This window comes from Stenotrophomonas sp. GW821-FHT09E08 (assembly GCF_059416125.1).
The window spans coordinates 314,629-332,468 of the sequence record NZ_JBWKOO010000002.1; the positions used below are offsets into that span (position 1 = coordinate 314,629).

28 protein-coding genes and 1 pseudogene are annotated in these 17,840 nt (G+C 60.9%); 15 read left to right on the forward strand and 14 right to left on the reverse strand.

What is annotated here, in order from left to right:
• Positions 1 to 70: 70 nt before the first annotated feature.
• From AC07M7_RS03860 to AC07M7_RS03885, 6 genes are read right to left on the reverse strand one after another with little or no spacing between them, the layout of a single operon-like run.
• Positions 71 to 562, reverse strand: coding sequence for a Rha family transcriptional regulator (locus AC07M7_RS03860; RefSeq protein ID WP_495206780.1), 492 nt, complete (start codon positions 560 to 562; stop codon positions 71 to 73).
• 32 nt (positions 563 to 594) lie between these two features.
• Positions 595 to 837, reverse strand: a complete 243-nt coding sequence (locus AC07M7_RS03865) for a hypothetical protein (RefSeq protein ID WP_495206781.1) — start codon at positions 835 to 837, stop codon at positions 595 to 597.
• Complete coding sequence (locus AC07M7_RS03870) at positions 837 to 1,022, reverse strand: hypothetical protein (protein WP_495206782.1); 186 nt, start codon at positions 1,020 to 1,022, stop codon at positions 837 to 839. Before AC07M7_RS03870 ends, AC07M7_RS03865 begins: the two co-directional genes overlap by 1 nt.
• The gene (locus AC07M7_RS03875) at positions 1,019 to 1,318 is read right to left on the reverse strand and encodes a hypothetical protein (RefSeq protein WP_495206783.1); all 300 of its coding nucleotides are present in this window, start codon (positions 1,316 to 1,318) and stop codon (positions 1,019 to 1,021) included. Before AC07M7_RS03875 ends, AC07M7_RS03870 begins: the two co-directional genes overlap by 4 nt.
• Positions 1,315 to 1,530 carry a hypothetical protein gene (locus AC07M7_RS03880; protein ID WP_154352230.1) on the reverse strand — a complete coding sequence of 72 codons (216 nt, stop codon included), beginning with the start codon at positions 1,528 to 1,530 and terminating at the stop codon, positions 1,315 to 1,317. Before AC07M7_RS03880 ends, AC07M7_RS03875 begins: the two co-directional genes overlap by 4 nt.
• The gene (locus tag AC07M7_RS03885; RefSeq protein ID WP_495206784.1) at positions 1,527 to 1,718 is read right to left on the reverse strand and encodes a hypothetical protein; all 192 of its coding nucleotides are present in this window, start codon (positions 1,716 to 1,718) and stop codon (positions 1,527 to 1,529) included. The genes AC07M7_RS03880 and AC07M7_RS03885 overlap by 4 nt, the downstream gene beginning before the upstream one ends.
• Before the next feature lie 533 nt (positions 1,719 to 2,251).
• Here AC07M7_RS03885 and AC07M7_RS03890 point away from each other — a divergent pair.
• Together AC07M7_RS03890 and AC07M7_RS03895 are read left to right on the forward strand one after the other, a co-directional pair.
• The gene (locus tag AC07M7_RS03890; protein ID WP_495206785.1) at positions 2,252 to 2,767 is read left to right on the forward strand and encodes a hypothetical protein; all 516 of its coding nucleotides are present in this window, start codon (positions 2,252 to 2,254) and stop codon (positions 2,765 to 2,767) included.
• Positions 2,768 to 2,856: 89 nt separating this feature from the next.
• Positions 2,857 to 3,066 carry a hypothetical protein gene (locus AC07M7_RS03895; RefSeq protein ID WP_478468346.1) on the forward strand — a complete coding sequence of 70 codons (210 nt, stop codon included), beginning with the start codon at positions 2,857 to 2,859 and terminating at the stop codon, positions 3,064 to 3,066.
• Positions 3,067 to 3,134: 68 nt separating this feature from the next.
• Here the strand turns inward: AC07M7_RS03895 and AC07M7_RS03900 are convergent, their stop codons facing one another.
• Positions 3,135 to 3,824: a LexA family transcriptional regulator gene (locus AC07M7_RS03900; protein WP_495206786.1), complete on the reverse strand. Its 690-nt coding sequence runs from the start codon at positions 3,822 to 3,824 to the stop codon at positions 3,135 to 3,137.
• A gap of 73 nt (positions 3,825 to 3,897) precedes the next feature.
• Between AC07M7_RS03900 and AC07M7_RS03905 the strand changes: the two genes are divergently transcribed.
• The 7 genes from AC07M7_RS03905 (at position 3,898) to AC07M7_RS03935 (ending at position 6,888) form a co-directional block, all read left to right on the forward strand.
• The gene (locus AC07M7_RS03905; RefSeq protein ID WP_495206787.1) at positions 3,898 to 4,332 is read left to right on the forward strand and encodes a hypothetical protein; all 435 of its coding nucleotides are present in this window, start codon (positions 3,898 to 3,900) and stop codon (positions 4,330 to 4,332) included.
• Positions 4,333 to 4,557: 225 nt separating this feature from the next.
• Positions 4,558 to 4,737, forward strand: a complete 180-nt coding sequence (locus AC07M7_RS03910) for a hypothetical protein (protein ID WP_481479744.1) — start codon at positions 4,558 to 4,560, stop codon at positions 4,735 to 4,737.
• Between the two features lie 49 nt (positions 4,738 to 4,786).
• A complete protein-coding gene (locus AC07M7_RS03915; protein ID WP_107432088.1) occupies positions 4,787 to 5,374 on the forward strand; it encodes a DUF8585 domain-containing protein in 588 nt (195 codons plus the stop codon).
• Positions 5,371 to 5,682: a winged helix-turn-helix domain-containing protein gene (locus AC07M7_RS03920; protein WP_495206788.1), complete on the forward strand. Its 312-nt coding sequence runs from the start codon at positions 5,371 to 5,373 to the stop codon at positions 5,680 to 5,682. Before AC07M7_RS03915 ends, AC07M7_RS03920 begins: the two co-directional genes overlap by 4 nt.
• Before the next feature lies 1 nt (position 5,683).
• Entirely contained in the window at positions 5,684 to 5,890 is a 207-nt protein-coding gene (locus AC07M7_RS03925) for a helix-turn-helix domain-containing protein (RefSeq protein WP_495206789.1), read from the forward strand.
• 13 nt (positions 5,891 to 5,903) lie between these two features.
• Positions 5,904 to 6,203 carry a hypothetical protein gene (locus AC07M7_RS03930; protein ID WP_495206790.1) on the forward strand — a complete coding sequence of 100 codons (300 nt, stop codon included), beginning with the start codon at positions 5,904 to 5,906 and terminating at the stop codon, positions 6,201 to 6,203.
• Between the two features lies 1 nt (position 6,204).
• A complete protein-coding gene (locus AC07M7_RS03935) occupies positions 6,205 to 6,888 on the forward strand; it encodes a hypothetical protein (protein ID WP_046983621.1) in 684 nt (227 codons plus the stop codon).
• A gap of 1,048 nt (positions 6,889 to 7,936) precedes the next feature.
• Here the strand turns inward: AC07M7_RS03935 and AC07M7_RS03940 are convergent.
• Positions 7,937 to 8,824 carry a hypothetical protein gene (locus AC07M7_RS03940; protein ID WP_495206791.1) on the reverse strand — a complete coding sequence of 296 codons (888 nt, stop codon included), beginning with the start codon at positions 8,822 to 8,824 and terminating at the stop codon, positions 7,937 to 7,939.
• 541 nt (positions 8,825 to 9,365) lie between these two features.
• On the opposite strand from AC07M7_RS03940, the gene AC07M7_RS03945 reads away from it, so the two are divergent.
• Positions 9,366 to 9,710, forward strand: a complete 345-nt coding sequence (locus AC07M7_RS03945; protein WP_495206792.1) for a hypothetical protein — start codon at positions 9,366 to 9,368, stop codon at positions 9,708 to 9,710.
• A 280-nt stretch (positions 9,711 to 9,990) separates the two neighbouring features.
• Here the strand turns inward: AC07M7_RS03945 and AC07M7_RS03950 are convergent, their stop codons facing one another.
• Positions 9,991 to 10,116 carry a hypothetical protein gene (locus tag AC07M7_RS03950; protein ID WP_495206793.1) on the reverse strand — a complete coding sequence of 42 codons (126 nt, stop codon included), beginning with the start codon at positions 10,114 to 10,116 and terminating at the stop codon, positions 9,991 to 9,993.
• Between the two features lie 218 nt (positions 10,117 to 10,334).
• Here AC07M7_RS03950 and AC07M7_RS03955 point away from each other — a divergent pair, with 218 nt between their 5' ends.
• Positions 10,335 to 10,769 carry a hypothetical protein gene (locus AC07M7_RS03955; protein ID WP_253078809.1) on the forward strand — a complete coding sequence of 145 codons (435 nt, stop codon included), beginning with the start codon at positions 10,335 to 10,337 and terminating at the stop codon, positions 10,767 to 10,769.
• A gap of 611 nt (positions 10,770 to 11,380) precedes the next feature.
• On the opposite strand, the gene AC07M7_RS03960 is transcribed toward AC07M7_RS03955, so the two are convergent.
• The gene (locus tag AC07M7_RS03960; RefSeq protein ID WP_428710532.1) at positions 11,381 to 11,953 is read right to left on the reverse strand and encodes an SEL1-like repeat protein; all 573 of its coding nucleotides are present in this window, start codon (positions 11,951 to 11,953) and stop codon (positions 11,381 to 11,383) included.
• Positions 11,954 to 12,504: 551 nt separating this feature from the next.
• On the opposite strand from AC07M7_RS03960, the pseudogene AC07M7_RS03965 reads away from it, so the two are divergent.
• Positions 12,505 to 13,012, forward strand: a pseudogene (locus tag AC07M7_RS03965) (hypothetical protein).
• A gap of 28 nt (positions 13,013 to 13,040) precedes the next feature.
• Here the strand turns inward: AC07M7_RS03965 and AC07M7_RS03970 are convergent.
• Both AC07M7_RS03970 and AC07M7_RS03975 read right to left on the reverse strand, forming a co-directional pair.
• Entirely contained in the window at positions 13,041 to 13,412 is a 372-nt protein-coding gene (locus AC07M7_RS03970) for a hypothetical protein (protein WP_428710533.1), read from the reverse strand.
• Positions 13,413 to 13,668: 256 nt separating this feature from the next.
• The gene (locus AC07M7_RS03975) at positions 13,669 to 14,007 is read right to left on the reverse strand and encodes a hypothetical protein (protein ID WP_253078811.1); all 339 of its coding nucleotides are present in this window, start codon (positions 14,005 to 14,007) and stop codon (positions 13,669 to 13,671) included.
• 172 nt (positions 14,008 to 14,179) lie between these two features.
• Here AC07M7_RS03975 and AC07M7_RS03980 point away from each other — a divergent pair, with 172 nt between their 5' ends.
• Together AC07M7_RS03980 and AC07M7_RS03985 are read left to right on the forward strand one after the other, a co-directional pair.
• Complete coding sequence (locus AC07M7_RS03980) at positions 14,180 to 15,022, forward strand: alpha/beta hydrolase (RefSeq protein ID WP_495206794.1); 843 nt, start codon at positions 14,180 to 14,182, stop codon at positions 15,020 to 15,022.
• An 84-nt stretch (positions 15,023 to 15,106) separates the two neighbouring features.
• Positions 15,107 to 16,045: an alpha/beta hydrolase gene (locus AC07M7_RS03985; RefSeq protein ID WP_495206795.1), complete on the forward strand. Its 939-nt coding sequence runs from the start codon at positions 15,107 to 15,109 to the stop codon at positions 16,043 to 16,045.
• Positions 16,046 to 16,082: 37 nt separating this feature from the next.
• Here the strand turns inward: AC07M7_RS03985 and AC07M7_RS03990 are convergent, their stop codons facing one another.
• Together AC07M7_RS03990 and AC07M7_RS03995 are read right to left on the reverse strand one after the other, a co-directional pair.
• Positions 16,083 to 16,508, reverse strand: coding sequence for a response regulator (locus AC07M7_RS03990; protein WP_046983224.1), 426 nt, complete (start codon positions 16,506 to 16,508; stop codon positions 16,083 to 16,085).
• 94 nt (positions 16,509 to 16,602) lie between these two features.
• On the reverse strand, positions 16,603 to 17,370 hold the full coding sequence (locus tag AC07M7_RS03995) for a CPBP family glutamic-type intramembrane protease (RefSeq protein WP_495206796.1): 768 nt from the start codon (positions 17,368 to 17,370) through the stop codon (positions 16,603 to 16,605).
• 149 nt (positions 17,371 to 17,519) lie between these two features.
• On the opposite strand from AC07M7_RS03995, the gene AC07M7_RS04000 reads away from it, so the two are divergent.
• Positions 17,520 to 17,837: a TFIIB-type zinc ribbon-containing protein gene (locus tag AC07M7_RS04000; RefSeq protein WP_136639868.1), complete on the forward strand. Its 318-nt coding sequence runs from the start codon at positions 17,520 to 17,522 to the stop codon at positions 17,835 to 17,837.
• Positions 17,838 to 17,840: the final 3 nt, after the last annotated feature.

Genomic DNA, 17,840 nt, shown 5'->3' on the forward strand with positions numbered 1-17,840 from the left:
CCAAGGGTGGTGTTGACCTGATACAGCTGCCAATAGGCCTGGTGGCGTTCGTCTTCGTTAGTGGCGATGCTCAACGCACGGGAGGCCTTGTAGGCCTGCTCGTGGAGCATGAGTTGTCTTTGACGCGCAAGCTCCGTGCGAACTCCAGATCCTCCGCCAAGGGGACCACGTAGGGCTGGCGCAGTCTGGCTTCCATTGCGTTGAACGCCGAGATGTAGGCTAACTTGAAGGCGAGGGCCTGTTTGCCTGTGAAGCCCATGGCCAACAGGGCAAACCCATCACGGCTCAGGTTGTAGATCGGATCGTGCCGGACGGCACCACTTCCGATGCTGACCTCCACCTCTGCCGCCTCGAAGAGATCCTCGGGAACCATCAGCCCAATCTTGGGCTGATGGTCGTCAGCATCCGATTGTTCATCCATGTCCGCCCGGTCTTGCCACTGGATGTGCTCCCTCAAGTCGCTCAACAGGCTCTCTATGGCCCGCAGCACATGGCTGTGGCGCTTGTCGAAGAACGTGGCCACGTCTGTGCTGGTGGTGAAGGCACAGCCGGTGGGGGACACCCGGACAACCGGGCTGGGGAGCTGATCGGTACTCAGTGGGTGTCGTCAGCGGCCAGCGGTGCGCGCAGCCGCTCGGCGCTGCGTCGCTGCATCTCGGCCTTGAAGGCTGGCCAGCTGGTCTGGAGGTCTTCCCAGCAGCGCCATGCGAAGAACACGGCGCCGATGGCGCAGGCGAGGGCGACGGGTTCGACCTGGTTGCGCAGCGCCCAAGAGAGCGTGGCGAGGAGCAGGCCGACGACGACGGCGCAGAAGAAGGGCAGGGCCAGGTGGCGCATTACTCTTCCTCCCGCACCAATCCGTAATCGGCGAACCGGTGGCCATAGCGTTGCGAGCGAACGATGCAGCGCGCACCTGGCGGGTATGCGTCCCAGCCGGCTTCAAACGCGTCCATTGCCGCGCCTTCCAGAGCCGAGAGACGAGCGTCCAGAGCCGGGTGATCGTCGCGATACTGACGGCTCATGCAGCACCGCCTTGGACGCTCGCGCCCTCGGTGGAGGCAATGAATGCCTGCAGCTTCTCCTGGCTTGTAGCTGGCAGTGCGATGTACGTGCGGCCTGCAATGACGTGATGCTGGCCGGCGGTCTCGCTGAAGGTCGGTGTGGTATCCGCAGCCGCGAACATGACCATGGCCTTTGCGCCTTGGGCGCGGCGCCAACCGGAAATGCTCCAGCCGCCCTCATCCTTCATGGCGCGCAGGCGCATGCCGCAGCCTGGCACTTCGATGATGGCGAAGCTCGGTGCGGTGGGTGCGCTCATGCAGCACCTGCCTGCGCGCGCGCTGCACGGCGAGCGGCGGCGACAGCACCTGCAGCGCTCTTGCCCTGCCGCAGGACAGCGTTGGCGGCAAAGCTCGCGGCTGCGATGACCTGGTTGGGCAGGAGTCCCCAGCGGCGCCCGGCGCGGGCGACGATGCCAGCGGCTGCAGCGGCGCGCTGAGCGTTGGAGTGGTGGGCGAGGGCGGCGCTCATGCGGCTGCGTCCTGGCTTTCGCCGCGCAGCTGATGCGCGGCGTGCTGGATTTCCACCGAGAGACGGTCGGCCTCTGCGAGTTCAACGTAGAGGCTGGCAGCGCCCACCTTGATGGCGACCACGCCGAGGGAGGGAATCGCTACGACGGTAGGTGGCGCCTTGCTGACGCCGAGAGACAGGGTGGCCATGCGTGATCTCCTGCGCCCGGCCCCGGGATGGGGTGGTGTTGGGCGACCGGGTTAGATTAGGAGTGGCTAATCATCCGGTCAATAGGAGTGGCTAATATTTTTCTGAACGGAGTTCCTAATGGAGGCTGGGCTTACCTAGGAAGCGGCGCAGGTCACCCGCGCAAGTGATACGGCCGAGCCAGGCTGGGAGACTAGGCAGGGACACCGAAAGCTGAGACGGCAACGGCCTATGAACGAGCGTCTTTAACGTTAAAACTTTCGGCTCGATCGTCGGTCCAAGCACTCGTAGACGGCCTCGTGCCTCGGTGAAACCCTTATGGCACAAGGTTTCACTTAACTTTGATTGGTAGATGCCGATAGTGGAAATGCGGTAGCCCTTCCGCAACTTCGTTCAGCATAGAAAGTCAACCATTGATGCTAACGACAGTTGTGGTATGGGGGTTTCACTATTACTATTCGCTGGCCGTTGACCGCTCCAACGGCGGGATGGGCACCCCTAAGTGCCAATGATTAGGAGAAGGAGGACAGTGACCATGATGGCCGCGTCCCTAAAGAAGGACATGACGATCGCCGATGCGGTCGTGTCTTTCACCGATACTGTTGAAGGACTAGCAGACCTTGGCCTCCACCGCGCAGTTGACGAGACTGTCGACGCTATCGCCGCGCACGTGAAGACGTATTACGGAATTGCAAACGTTGGCCGCGCCGTGGTCCAGGTGACCCGCACTGCTACCGTTCGTATTGGCGAGTACATGGACCCCGACGACAAGTTGGTTGACGGGCTGGGTGAGCTCGTCCCGCGTTTTGAGTCTGGGCTAGCCGTACTTACCGCGAAGAAGAGCTGCATTGATACCGATGGCCGCTTGAACGAAAGCCACTGCGACATGTTGCACACGTCGTATGACGACATGCTGGTTGCGTTGGCTGCTGTGATCGAGGTCACGAAGGACCTGCAGGCGGCAATCATCTCGCATGATCTTGCTGCGGAGCCCCGTGACGGAGTCCGCTACTCGACGGTTGAAGAGCTGAGGCGAGGCATTCTTCATTAATGACGTCCATAGGCTCAGGAGGAGTCGTCATCGCGGACTGGACTCCATCACGTCGTTACACCAAAGAGTACAAGAAGCTTACGATCGACATGCAGACGCGTGTAGATGGGAAGCTTGACGATCTGCAGAAGAACCCAAGGCCACCAGGATTGGGGTTCGAGAAGTTGCAAGGGTTCAAGAACCCTGACATCTACACCTTGCATGTCACCGGCAACTACAAGATCTCGTTTGAGATCAACGGCACGACCGCTTGGCTCAGGCGCGTGGCAACCCACAATGAGATTGACCGAGCACCATAAAAGCCCCGCTTCGGCGGGGCTTTTTCGTTCGTCCCAATTTGGGACAGTAGTAGGAATTTCTTCGCTACTTAGAACTTCCGCAAACCTGCGTGGATGAGCGCCTTACCCAAGATGCTCACATCGCCAGGATCTGGCCGATAGGCCGGGAAGTCAGTGTTGACGCTTACGACGTAGAGACCGTCGCCACGCTTCTGCAGCATCTTGATCTGGGTCTCGCCGCCGATGTTGATCAGGTAGTAGTCGTCGCCGTCGAAATAGTTGCAACTGGTGTCGATCCAGACAATGTCGCCGTCTTCGAGCTTGGGCCGCATCGACGGCCCGCGGCCGGTGATGATCTGGATCCTGCCTGGCTTGGGTAGGTAACCGAGCTTCCTGCGGACTTCCCATTCTGCAACCTCGATGGTCTTCACCACCTCTGGGTAGTCCTGGTTGACCATCCCTGCGCCCATTCCCGCACCCCCTTCGAACAAGTCGAAGCGAACATAGCCGGGCGGCGTCTCAATCTCTCGGACTGGCGAGATCCATTCAGTCGGATCCGTGCTGGACTGCATCTGCCCCTTGCCAGTGGCCAGCCACGTCTCGTTCACGCCCAGTGCCTTGGCGGCGGCCAGCAGGTTCTCGCCGCGGAGGAATTTTGCTTTGCCGCTGAACCAGCCATTGACACTGGGTGCGGAGATTCCGACGCGGCGGGCAAGTTCCGCCTTGGTCAGCTGGGCGTGCTCGATTGCGAGCGTCAAACGTTCGGCAAGAGTAGTCATTAGGAAAGGCTAACTACAATTGGATTAGGACTGGCTATTGACTGGCTCATTAGCTAGTCCTAACCTTGGCGACATGGACGACCTTACTGCTTCCGAGATCATCGACCGCTTGGGTGGCACCACCGAGGTGGCCCGCATCTGCCGCATCAAGCCGCCGTCCGTCAGTGAGTGGCGTGTCAGTGGAATTCCCCCGGCGCGCAGGCAGTTCCTCGAGTTGCTGCGGCCGGAAGTCTTCGTGGGGTCCAGCATTTCGGCCGTCCGCCAGCTGGTTGACAGCCGCATGAGTAAGCGCGCGCTGCGCGCAAAGCTGGGCCTGAGCACCGACAAGCAGTTGGCCAAGGTTCTGCAGCTGCCGGTAGAGCAGGTGAGCGACTGGGCGGATGAGGACATGGTCCCGGCCCTGCCACAGGTGATGAAGCTGCTTGGGCACACCGAGCAACAGGAGCCGGCCAGGCCGGCAAACGACGACCCCGATGCAGGCCGCATAGCCCCGATTGAGGTGGCGTGATGGGCTACAGCCGAACCAGGCGCTCGCCAGTGGCAACCACTTCAAATCCGTCTGCGTCGGCATTGACTGCGCTGCCGTCTCCGAGCGTGTGCCTTGCCATCCCCTCGACCCAACTTGGCCCGTCCAGGTCCGAAGTGTCGATACGGGTGAAGTGCTTGATGACCCACACCCTGCGGCCGTCCGCGCCGCGAGTTTCGATTTGTTCCGTCTCCATGGAGAACCCCAATGTCTGACCAGACCCCCGAGCAGGCGCGGGAGCACCACCTGTCGCGCATCCGCGAATACGCGGTGCAGCACGACCTCGCTGGCGAGGATATCGCACTGATCTTCAACGCGGGGCTGGCCGCCGCCCGGACCTTGCGGCCCTCGCTTTTCGAACAGGTGGCCACTGGCCGTCATCCCTGAATTGTTGATCTCCATGGCGCCCATCGTGCGCCGCCCCTGAGAGCGTGTCATGAAGCCCAAGCCCCATTTCCTGCCCAAGCGCCAGACGGTGATCTACGGATTCACCGAGCAGATGCTGCGCGACACCGGCACCAACCGCCGCAGCTTCGCCATGGTGGTGGCCGATCAGTACCTGTCGATGTACGCGCAGGACGACCGCGAAGTTCCATTCCGCATCACGTTGGGTGGGGAGGGGGATGGCGACGCCGACAAGAAGCACAACGGCCAGATCCTGGGCCGTTACCTCGACGGCGTGGTCAAGACGCTGCCGGCCGATCTCGAAGATGCCTGGGTGATGAGCCTGCCCGAGCCGTACCGCAGCAACTGTGAGCGCGCGCTGGGGCGCCGCCGCGGCATCCTGCCGATCCGCATGGACGCCATCGAAACCTCCGCCGACACCGTAGGCGTTGGGCAGTTGATGAAGGATTTTGGCGACCTCTGCGCGGCGGTCAGCCCCGCGGTCGCCGACGGTGTGATTGACGAGAAGGACCGCCCCCACGGTCAGAAGATCATCAACGAAACCGACGACCTGGTCATCAGCGCACTGACGTTCCGCAAGGCGGTGATTCGCGCCATGGGACTGGAGACCGCCCGATGAGCCATCTGGCCCGTTCCACCGATCCCCGTGGCAGCCATGTAGCCGCTGCTGATCTTGTCGCCAGCGGTGCGCTGCGCGTCCAGCATGCCAAGACTGAGGCGGCGGTGATCCGTTATCCCGGCCACAGCAGTCTGCACCTCTCGACGTTGACCGGCCTAGACCGCCACATGCTGGGTCGCCGCCTTCCTGAGCTGGCCCGAGAGGGCCGCATCTGGCGCGGCCCGACTGCGCCGTGCGCCACCACCGGCAAGCCGGCCTGCACCTGGTGGCCGGTGGCCCCGGGCCAGAACATGACGCTGGGGCTCTGACATGTCGACGATCATCATGTCGCAGTGCTGGCCGCTGCAGGGCCTGAGCGTCACGCAGAAGGCTGTGCTGATCTCGCTGGCTGACCAGGCCAACGACGAGGGTGTGTGCTGGCCTGCCATTGCCACCATCGGCAAGCGCTGCTGCATGTCCGCGCGCGCTGTACGCACCGCCATGGATCATCTGGAAGTGGTCGGCCTTCCTACTTGATGTGAGGCGAGTTATGCCGGCCGGCTTTCAAACGTTCAACGATGACGGAAGCATCGACATCGATATCACCACGCGACTTGCTGGGTTCGTGACGTCCATTGGAACGGACTCGAACCACGGCGGGTCGGTGGCGATTCCCTATGTCCCAACCGGAGACTTTTTCTACTGCATCGTGCCGCCTCCGGGTTGGGAGGGCCGGCAGCCGTCGCTGGTGTACCGGGATGGTCGCGTCTACTGGTATGCGGATGTGACCGGCGGCGGTGCGCCGGCCTACCAGCTGGTGCCGTGCACCGCATTCATAGGATGGAGCTGATATGCCAGCAGGAATGGAGGCGTGGACCGACGACGGTGCCCACGTGCAGATTTCGCCGGATTACCCAAATTTCCACCTTCGGCACAGGATCGACTTTGCCGAGCCAGGCGTGGTGGTTTACGAGATTGCGGGGCAACCCGCGTTCACGCGGATGATCGAGCGGAGGTTCCAAGCGAGCACACCGATCATCGCGGCGATCGCAGGTGACGTCGACAAGCCGATCGTGCCTGTGCTGGTTAACGAGGGCGGCGGCAACTGGCTCCTGCGGATCTACGCTGGGTCGCAGCCGACGAGGGTGGCCGGCACGATCTGGATCTATGACCTGGGCGTCTACCTGCGGGCGAACTACGGGTTTGAGCTGTTCCGAGACGATGGCAGCTTGTCGTTCTCTACGGCAGGCAAGCCGCTCAAGATCATTCGGGTTTTCCCCATCGTGAACGGATCTTCGGCCGGATCTCAGATGGTGGTTGTACCAGCAGGGAAGCAGTACGCCGCGATCACCTGCCGGGCGTGGGTGCAGACCCAGGTGCCAGTCGGCTATCGGATCAGCGGCCCGAACCGAAATGGGATCGGACCGCAGCAGTTCTACACGGCGGGCAGCACCGCGCTGATTCCTTCGAGCGACAACGCGGCCGTCTTCAATCAGCTCGGCATGACCGCGGTGGCTGACGTAACTGGGCACTGACAGCACAGCTCGCCATCACATCGCGGAGACGGCTGGTGCGGCCAGATGGCGCCCATGTGCTACTCCGCCCAGATCACCGCTGCATATCAGAAGCTGGCCTTCATGACAGGCGAAGCCGGGCCCCTGGAAGGGCTCGAGCTTATCGCTTCAGCTTAGCGGCAATGAATGACATGAGCGCAGCGGGTAGGGCGAAAAGCATCGCGAAGATCGAAACTCGATAGAGGCCGTACAAGTCTGGAGGGCCATTCTCGACAGCGAAGGCGACAAAGCCTGCGACGAATGCGACCAGACTACCCATCAAAAATGCCTTTCGCGGGCTTGCGCCAATGATTGCGGTTGTCAACGCGATGACAACGCAGAAGATGGAAATTTCCACAAGTAAGTATTGGTCTCGGTATGAAAGATGGTCGAGTTGGGTGGCGATTCATCTATCTTCAGGAGCGCGATCGAACCCACAGCTTGAGAAATGACGGCCCCGAAGGGCCGTGAGCACCTGATAGCAAGTTAAAGCGGCTTCCAACATCACTGGGGGCGGATTGGGAAAATCGGCTTGATTGTGACGACCCCGCCGCCGCAGTTTCCATAGCAGCCGCCACCGGGGTTGACACCACCGACGCCACCACTGCCGCCCCCACCTCCACCTCCACCACCGCCAGGCGGGCTTGTCGTCTGTTTGATAGGCGGAGCGCCTATGTAATTTCCAGAATCATCCAGTGTGTATTGGACGCATGCCGTGCCATTGCAGACGGTTACTGTGTCGCCGGATTGTGCCGGTACAGGTGCACTTACTTTAACGTAATTCTTGATCTCGCTTAATGTCCTTTCTGTTGGAAAGGGGGAGCCCAGATCACAGCCGTTGCAAAGTATCGAGTAGTTTGCGGATGCTGCGCTGAATGATCCGAAACTTAAGAGAAGCCCCGCTGTTAAAGCTGTGATTGAGAGGGCGGCTGCCAATGGGCTAAGTGGATTGACCTTTCCATTGGATTTGGGGCTGCTTATGTCATTTGATGTTTCCACATTGAAATCCTTTTTGTGGTTAATTTCTCAATTATCGACAGCAATTGTCGACAATTTGAATTGATAGCTTTTCTGCTGCGTCGTTCTCCCTGTTAGATAGGTTTTTTGATTCGCGAGCTATTAATTCCTGTAGCGCCGAATTGGGCGAAATTGAATAGACCGCTTTGTAATATGCCAGTGATGTTGGCGTTGACTTTTCAGTAAGAATTCCTTTTTCATATGCATTCCCTAGTGCCATTAGGGCGTCCACGCTTCCTGTCGATGCGGCGGATTGCAGATTATGAATTGCTTCGGCTCGGTATTCGATTAAACGCTCTGGATTCGCGAGGTAATTCGAGCGCTGCCCTAGTACGGATCCGGAGTCTATGGCAAACATTATTTTTGCTTCAATGGAGCCTTGGTCTGCTGCTCTCTTTAGCCAGGGCTCGTCTGAGAGCGCCGGATCGCTGATCAATGCCTCGCATTTGATTAGATCATTCTCGATAGAATTCTTGTACTGCTCTTCAATTCCCTGTTCCCGGTAAATCTGGGCAAGGGAGAGTGATGGTGCGTTTAATGTCGACTTGCACTGGCTAACTGCCAAATATATGGCGTATGTCGCTGTGGCATCCCCTGCGCCAGATTTTTGTAGGAGTGATTGCACATACTCCAGTGCGTCGCCCTCCGGAAGTGATTGCGTTCGTGATATTGAGTAAGCTCGGCCCCTAGTGGGAATCACGACTGTAGGGTCAAGCTTTCCGTGTGAAACTAGTGAATCAACGTTTTCCTCGGGGGCTGGAGTTTTTGAAGCTTCTGGCTGTTCGAGTGGAGACGGAGTTTGCAGCGCAGGTCCGCTTGTTGGCCGCTTCGAAAAGATCGCTATTCCGAAAGCCGCCAGCAACCCAATGGCGAGGAATGCAAAGGTGGTGTTTCTTTTCATGCCGTCATCCTTAAGTCTGTTTAGTCGGCGTGCCGTCATTCCGAATGCAGATTCATCCTAAGCCAATTTCGCAGTGGTAATTTTTCTTGGCCCTCTGATGTGGGTGGCGGACGAGCCAAGAGACTGATCACATTCGTGGTCTTGCTTCGAAAAAAATTCCACATACCTCTGCGCCATGCATTAATTCGAAACGGTGTTCAGAGTCGGTCACCCTACGTCAATGGCGATTTCAATTCACTTTTTGTTCATTTTGCAAGGGACTTCGACGGTATGGGCTGATGTCGAAGCATCCGTCCTTATTGATCAGGTGATGTGCTCGGGATGGCAGGCGGGGAGGGAGCGTTGCGGGATCCGGGGCCGCAGGAAGCTCAACCCGGGGGCGCTTGAGCAGCGCCGCGCCGGCACCCCGCAAGACGATTCGGGCAAATTGTCGATTTCGTCAAATCGCCGATGCGGCGCCTAACAATCCTTCCCCGAACGGTTCAGGCAGGTGGCCGCCGTGTTCGCAGGATCTGCGACTGCCGGTCGTACTCTCCCGGCCATGCCGATCCCTGCCGACTTCTACTGGACGACCAGGTCAGCCAGCCACCCGGATGACCCCCTGACCGTGATCGCCTGCCACGGGGTGTGGGTGGTGGCCATGGCCAAACGCGTGGGCGACGGGATCTGGATTGCCTCTCTTGACCGGCATCGGCATGGCCCTGGCGGCCCGTTCCGCTGGTGCACCAGCTACGAGCAGGGCCGGGCAGGGGCCGAGCTGTGGGTGGCCAGGCACGAGGCTAGGCTGCGGGAGGACGTGGGTATGATCCTGGCGTGGCAGGAGAAGGTGCGGGGGAACCGGCTGGCCAAGGCCGACCAGGATCCGCCATTCGGATGGATGGGGTGAGCCTTGGAGAGGCTGCTGACTGGCGCCGGAAATCCGTTCCGCAAAATTCGCGAGTCCCTTGTGGCTCAAGGCTTTCAACTGTCGGTTTTGAACATCGGTGCGGAACGAATAGACGCGTAAGTGATTGGAATGCATGATGTTGTCGCGTGACTTTTAATCTTTTGGTCGAAGGTTCGAATCCTTCACGGCCCACCATTGCGATCAATGACTTAAAGCGCCCTAGTGGCGCTTTTTTCATCACTTCCGTAATTCGCTCCGTAAATCACCCCGCATTTTTGCCTCAGCGATCTTTCATCGTGGAGGGCTTCGCGCGCGGAACGATCTTGTCGTAGACCTTCATCATCGCATCGGTGACGCCCAGTGCATCCTGACGTTCGCCACGGTTGTCGGCTGTGCGGTACGCCATCCAATCTCTGGACCCAGGTGTGCGCGACCAACGGCACGATCAGTAGGTCGGACGAGCGCTTGAAGGCGCCTCTCGTGCCCATGACGGACGCGGAGGATGCCGCCTTCTTGGAGATCAGCGAGCTGCAAATGAAGTGGCGGTAGCTCGCGCGTGTTGCAGAAGAGGGTGATGCTGCGCGCTGGCACGCCCGTCCCTCCGTCCAAGCGGCAATCGCGATCATGGAGAAGCACTGTCTGGAGGCCTTCATCTACAGTGCATTCTGCTACGACTCATGGCCGGCCCAGGACGAGGTGTGGAGGGAGTGGCCCGCTGAAGAGACCGAAGTCATCGAATGGCCGGCGGTGCCAGAGCTCTGGACGGACATCCCTGCAGAAGTCGATGATGCCGGCGAGGCCATCGTTCCCGCACGGCGTGAACTGATCCATGCGGTTGCGCCAGCCGGGCGAGTCGTGCTGAAGGAAGCAATCGAGGCAGGGCGCGAACTAGTCCAGCCTGCTGTTGCCGCCGGAGACCGCTACAGCTTCCGCGTATCAGAGTTGCATGCTTGGATTCTGGCGGCCACTGCCCGCCGTAATCGCCGCGATCGTGAGGTGGTCGAGTGGCGCCTGGCCAGCATCGAGCAGCGCTTGGCAGCCCTTGAGTCGATGAAGTAAGTGAAGACGGGGCGCCGGGTAGGCAGCTGCAAGTGAGTGCCCGGCGCCGCAACAGAGGTGGTGTCAGCACCTGGCATTGGCCGTGGCCCCGTCAAGGTTGCCATTCTCAGTCTTGATCACTCCGCATCGTTAGGCGGGTTTGAGCACAAATGGCTTCGGCTTCCCTACAGTGACGCTACCAGATCCGCCACCCCCACAGTTACCGTAGCAACCGGCGCCAGGATTGGCTCCACCCGTGCGCCCGCCACCAGTGGCACTGCCACCACCACCGCCAGTTCGCGGAGGAGGAGTGGTGGTCTGAGGTTCATTCTTTACGCCGAGATAGCCATCCCCGCCAACGGTAACCTGATAGTCGACGCAGGCCGACCCATTGCATACGGTAATCACGTCGCCCACAGCAATCCATTGGTTTGAAGTTTTTCCAAGATTGAATGAATCGCGAATGTTGATTAGCGTGTTCTTCGTTTGTGAGTCAGGTCGCGGATATCCAAGGTTGCACGTACTACAGCCATAAGACCCAATTTTCCGAGACCCGGGGCTCGACTGTGCAACGACATAGATGGAGGTAGCTGCCAGTAGTGCCAAGATGCAGGCTGCGATTAGCTTTCCTTTCATCTCGAACTCCTTTGGGTCAGTTGTGGTGCTAGCTCTTTCGCTTTCGAAATCTGTTCATTCGTCATGCTCTTAGCCATTATTTGCAGCACTCTTTCATTGCCCGGGGTCGGTGCTATGTCTCCGGCAGCTTTCTTGTACGCATAGGCTCGAACGGGGTCTTTGGGCGTGATAATTCCTAGTTCATAAGCCGAGCTCAGAGAGTCGAACGCCTCTGGGACTCGCTGGTCAGCCAGTCCTTTCAGATACTTCATTGAGCTGGCATTGAATTTTTCGACCAGGTCCGGCGATTTGAGTTGTTCTTTAGGTGGGCCAACAACCAAATCGACATAGTTGAAGAAAGTCAGTTGCGCGTAGGCGTCTCCTCCCTCAGCCGCCTCTACCAACCACTTGGCTGCATCCCCGATTGCACCTGTCGGCAATGCCTCGCACTGCTCGAGAGTTCGGTCTGTGTTGAGGAGGGAGCGACGTTGCTGATCTGCCAAGAATTGCTCGCGCGTCATCCCTGTAGATTTGAGTAGTTCCGGATCAACGATTGTTTCTGCGCCGTAAGAAAGTTCGTGGAGCTGCACGCTCGTACGGCACTCATTTAGGATCAAGAACAATTGGCGCTTCGCTTCCGTGTCACCAGCTTCCGCTCTTGCAAGAAGTGACGGATAGATATCCGCGAGCGGAGCTTCCGGGAGCTGTTGTGCGGCGACTATCCCACCTACCAATGGAGCCGAACCTACTCTGGTGTTCGGTAAATGTGGGGGGCTGGAAGGAAGTTCTGATCGGAGTGTTGTCTCAGTGTCAGGTTGAGCTGGTGCTGGTTCCGGCTTTGAACAAGAGACTGTTAGAGTTGCTGCGAAGAGAAGTGGCAAAGAAGACAGACGGCGCAGATGAGGTGATCTGGCGGTTTGATGCTCAATCTGCATTCGGATCTCCAAGTGGCACGGTTAGGCGCGGAGCTGGGACGTCAAGGGATGCCTCGATTCCTTATCTCTACGATTAACGATTAACGATTAACGAGGAAAGAGGGCGTCCCCCCTATACTGGCTTTGCGCGAATTCATTTTTTGTTCATGTTGTCGCGGGGTGTGACAGGCGCGGGATCTGCGACGGCCGGTAGCTATGCTCCGCCCATGCATCATTCACATGGGTACCGTGACTTCCGCGCCGCCCCCACCCCATCTGGGTGGCTTCAAACAGGTGAGCGCTGGGCGCTTTGGTACGACGGCAGGGAGACGGCCAGCGTCACTCCAGATGGTGGTCCTGGGGGGCGCCTGTGGATGGAAGGCCAGAAATTCTGGGAAGTGAAGGAAGACGCGCCGCCAATGTCCGGCAGGCAAAGCGTTACGGCGAGCGCTGGTGCGCGGGCAGGCTGTATCCCAGCCTGCCTCTACGTGAGGCCGTTGCTAGGCTGGGCGATAACACGTCGATCCAGTTGGCATCGCCATCACTTGGCCTGCCGCCGACGCGGGAGCAGCAGCAACAGGCCCGGCGCTTGGCCGAGACCGGAGCGAAGGAGGTCGAGCGGATCAAGGTAGCGCTGGAGCCGCGCAAGCCGCCGGCAGAGACGAAGTCCCTGCGAGGGACGCACGCAAGGCGTGGGTGAGGGCGGGGCTTCAACGCCTCCGGCCTGACCGCTGACAAGGTAGATCCGAGAAGAGGCCGGCGCTCAGGTCGCCTTTTGCGTGATGGTGAACCACGCAGCGGGATCATCGATTGAGCCCCTTCTCTGGAGGTTCTGAATATCAGCAGCAAAGGTGGTCAATATCTGCGCTGCCGATACCGCCTCCGTAACGGAACCGGCGGGGTGTGATCGAAGGGCATCTATCATTTTCCAAGGGCACGAGCCCTCTTCAAAATCACTGAAATCAAGAATTGTAGTGGTCGCAATCCCCATTTCTTGCCATGCCTTGAGCCTATCCTGACGTGCTTCTGGATCAGAGGTAGGTGTGGCCTGAAGCTCAGTGAACAGTTCGTGCTCTCGCATCCTCAGTGCTGATACCGCTGGTTGAATCACCACGTAATTCAGGTCGATTAGCATTGCTTTGACACATGGATGTAGCGCGGCCTTAATCGCTGCGTCGGAAGCCTGCACTCACTTCATGCTGGTCTTGCACGCCGTAACGATGGCGTACATCTCCTCGGCGCTTGGGGCTCCGTTTACAGAAAGTTGTGGGCTTTCATTCTTTTGGTCGAAGGTTCGAATCCTTCACGGCCACCATTGCACTCAATGATCCAGATCATTCAGGAGGGCACCGCCCAGCGGTGCCTTTTTTGTTGCTCCCGGTGCCGGGCTCCTACTTCGACCGCGCTCCTTTTGCCGTTGCGGCCGCCGCGTCGGCAGCTTCCTGTGCGGCCGTCGCTGCCGCATTCGCGGAACGCGCCGCCTCCGCTTGAGCCGCCTCGAAATCGGCCCGGCGCTGCGCGCTGATCCGGCGTTCCAGTTCTGAATATGCGACGTAGCTCTCCGGATACTTCGCGACGCAGGCCTGCTGCAGCAGCGGGATAGCGTGGTCGGACAATCCCGGTTGAAGGTGGGCGAGCAGGCAGTCCGCATACGCGGCGGATGCTGAGGGAATGCTGCTGGCCTGCGGTGAGCCGGCAGCAAGGGTGGTGGCGATCAATACACTCAACATGGAACCTCCTTGTGGATATGAGCGTGGCGGTGACCAGTCCGTGAGCCAAGGTGCGCCTTGCATGACCATCACCGACTTCATGGTGCTCCAGTTCCGGTAGATCGGCAAAGTGCCGCGAACGACAGTGTCTCCGGCGGTCTATGCTCAGCGCTTTCCCAGAATGGACCGCCCCATGCGTCTGATCGTGCTGTCGCTGTTGTTGTCCGTCGTCTCCGCCGCGCCGCTGATGGCCGCCGAATCCGCGTCGCCCGCTGCCGCCTCGCCACTGGTCATCGGCGAGACCTTCACCATCGAATCGAAGGCGCTGGGCGAAACCCGCCGCATCAACGTCTATCGCCCGCAACCCTGGGGCCTGGACCCGAAGGCACCGTTGCCAGTGCTGTACATGGCCGATGGCGGAATCGCCGAGGACTTCCTGCACGTGGCCGGGCTGGTGCAGGTACTTGCCGGCAACGGCAGCATGCGCCCGTTCCTGCTGGTCGGCATCGAAAACACCGAGCGTCGCCGCGACATGACCGGCCCCAGCAGCGACCCGCAGGACCAGAAGATCGCGCCGCGCATCGGCGGCTCAGCGGCCTACCGCCGCTTCCTGCGCGATGAGTTGATGCCGCAGGTACGCCAGCGCTACCCGACCACCGACGAGCGCGCGCTGATCGGTGAATCGCTGGCCGGCCTGTTCGTGATCGAGACGCTGCTGCAGGAACCGACACTGTTCAACAGCTACATCGCGCTGGACCCCAGCCTGTGGTGGAACCGGGGCACGATGCTGGCCGCTGCGGCCAAGCAGCTGCCGGCTGTGACGCGCGCGCAGCCCCGTGTGTTCCTGGCCAGCAGCGGACAGCCGGAACTGGCCGCATCCACTGCACGACTGGCCGCGTTGCTGCAGCAGGCCTCGCCGTCACCGCTGGTGAAGTACCTGCCGTTGCCGGAGGAAACCCACGCCACGATCTATCACCCGGCCGCCCTGCAGGCGCTGCGCACGCTGTTCCCGGCGGCGCCGCCGGCCTCGCCCTGACCTGGCGTGGCACTGCATCGCACGAGGTGTGAGGATGCGGTAGCGGCGCCACCCGGGTGCGCCGCCCGCAACGGGAGAGCGTGGATGCAGCGTGTGCATGGATGGAGTGTGGCGGCCTGCCTGGCCGTGAGTGGCTGCGCGATGTCGGTGGCGCCACCGGCAACGCAAAGTGACGCGAAGGAAAGCGCGGCAGCCGCCGTGCCGGGCGTAGTGCTGCCGGATACCGAAGCATTGCGCATGCACGATCCTGTGGGCCGCGATTACCCGATCTGGGTGGCGTTGCCGGCCGACTATGCCGCACACCCTGAGAAGCACTATCCGGTGCTGTACGTGACCGATGCGCTTTACAGCTTCCCGCTGGTGCGCAGCGTGCGCAATCTGGTGGGGCAGCGGGGTATCAACATCGAGAATTTCATCCTGGTTGGGCTGCCACCGCAGGAAGGCCTGACCTCGAAGCAGAGTCGCTCGCGCGACTATACGCCCAGTAATCCGGCGCGTACTGCTGAGGGCTACTATAGCGATGACGTCACCTACGGCGGTGCCGCGCACTATCGTGATTTCCTGGCGGCACAGGTGCTGCCGATGGTCGATGCGCGTTATCGCACCGACCCCGCCCGGCGCGTGTTCGCCGGCCATTCCTATGGTGCGCTGTTCGGCGCCTACGTGCTGACCACGCAACCCGACATGTTCAGCACCTACATCCTGTCGAGTCCTTCGTTGTGGTTCGACCAGCTTCTGCTGCCGCGCATGCAGGATGCTGCCGTGATTCCGGTGCAGCCCACGCGCGTGCTGCTGTCGGTGGGCAGCTACGAGACGGACAAGCCAGGGCCGCGCTATTCTACAGGCAACGACATGCTGCGGCAGACCGCGGACTTCACCACCCAGCTGCAGCGCAGTGGCCGCAAGCTGCAGGTGGACAACGTGGTGATTGACGGCGAGGACCACCTCACGGTCTACCCACGGGTGATCACTCGTGCACTGCTGGAGGTGATGCCGGGCGAAGGGCCGTACACCGGCGGTTGATGGCCGGTCGCATCCACGCCATGCGTGGATGATTGCCTCAGGCCGCGCTGGCCTGCGGCGGCGGCATCAACGTTGCATCCGCCGCATGGCGGAAACACAGGCGGATGGCATCGAGCAGCTCGCTCATGCTGTACGGCTTGGGCAGGAAGTGGATGCCCTCCCGCAACTGCGGCAGCACGCGGTGCTGGTCCATGCCGGAGGTTACCAGGATCGGCAGCTGCGGCAGGTGCTCGCGCACGCGGTTGGCGGTTTCGATGCCGCTGATGCCGCCCAGGCAGACGTCGGTGAACAGCAGGTCGAACGGTTCGCCGGCGTTGAGCAGGCCCAGTGCGGCCTCGGCGCTGCTGACAGCGGTGACCTGGCAGGCCTGGCTTTCCAGGGCGAGACGACTGAGTTCCTGGGTTTCCTCGGCGTCCTCGATCAGCAGGACGCGCGGTTCCACAAAGCGCTTGGACAGCAACATGACGCGGCAACTCCGGACAACAGGGGGAGCGAAAGGCGCGCAAGTATGCGCAAGCCGGTAGTGATCCCGGCGTGCACGGCAAGCTAAGTGGGCGTTACAACCGCGACTGGCGCCGGCGACGCACGTGCCAGGCCAGGATCGTGAGCGCGAGCAGGGCCGTGCCGATGCGCAGGCCGGTAGCCTGCCAGCCCAGTGCAACGGCATCATCGAGGCTGAACACATTCCAGGCCAGGTTCATCGAAACGTGCAGGACCAGGCCGCACCACAGGGTGTCGCCGTCCAGGTGATCAAGCCAAGCGAAGATGAAGCCGCCGAACGCGATGACCGCGCCAATGAACAACGCGATGCCGCCACCGTCGAACCCACCGAAGCCGAGCCAGTGCACCATGCCGAACAGCACCGCCTGCGGCAGCGCGAGCAGCGGCCACGGGCCGCGCACGATCTTCACCAGCAGCACGAAGCCGAGGCCGCGGAACAGCACTTCCTCGGCCAGCGGGAACAGCACGGCCAGCATCGTGGCGTCCAGCGCGGTCAACGCCGTGTTCGGGGTGCCGAGCAGCGCCAGTCCCAGCCAGCAGGGGAGGCTGGCCAGCAGCACCCACATCGGACCGCGCCAGCCGTTTCCACGCAGGCCGAGGCTGACCAGCAGGTCAATGCCGCGGGGGCGCAGCAGCGTAGCCAGCAGCAGCGCAACCAGCACTGCCAGTGCGTTGTCCAGCAGGCTGCCGCCATAGGGCATGGGCAGGGCGGGAATGGGAGTTCCTGCGGCTGCGGCGATATCGCGCAGGTTCAGGCCCAGGCCAACGCCCAGCAGGACCAGCAACAGACGTGTGGCGGTGGGCAAGCGGGACAACACTGTCATGTACGCACTCCCTGCGGGACAAGTCCGCAGTGTCGGGCCCTTCGGCGTTACCGGCACGCGCCGGAAGTCCCTGTGCCTTCGGTCATGCGTTGCCGCACAGTCATCACCGCGCAGGTACAGTCGATGCCAGACCGACAGGAGCAATGCCGATGCTGTGCCCCGTGTGCAAGACCCAGACCCTGCAGATGGCCGAACGCCATGGCATCGAGATCGACTACTGCCCGAGCTGCCGTGGTGTATGGCTGGATCGTGGCGAACTCGACAAGATCATCGAGCGCGCCACTGACGGTGCAGGTGCCGCCATGCCGCCGCCAGCGCCTGTGCAACCGCAGGCCGCTCCGCCGCCGGTGATGCATCGCGATACCCGTCATCTCGGCCAGCGGCATGATGACAACCGTGGCCAGTACAGCCAGGGCTACAAGAAAAAGAAGAAGGAGAGCTTCCTCTCCGAACTGTTCGATTTCTGACGC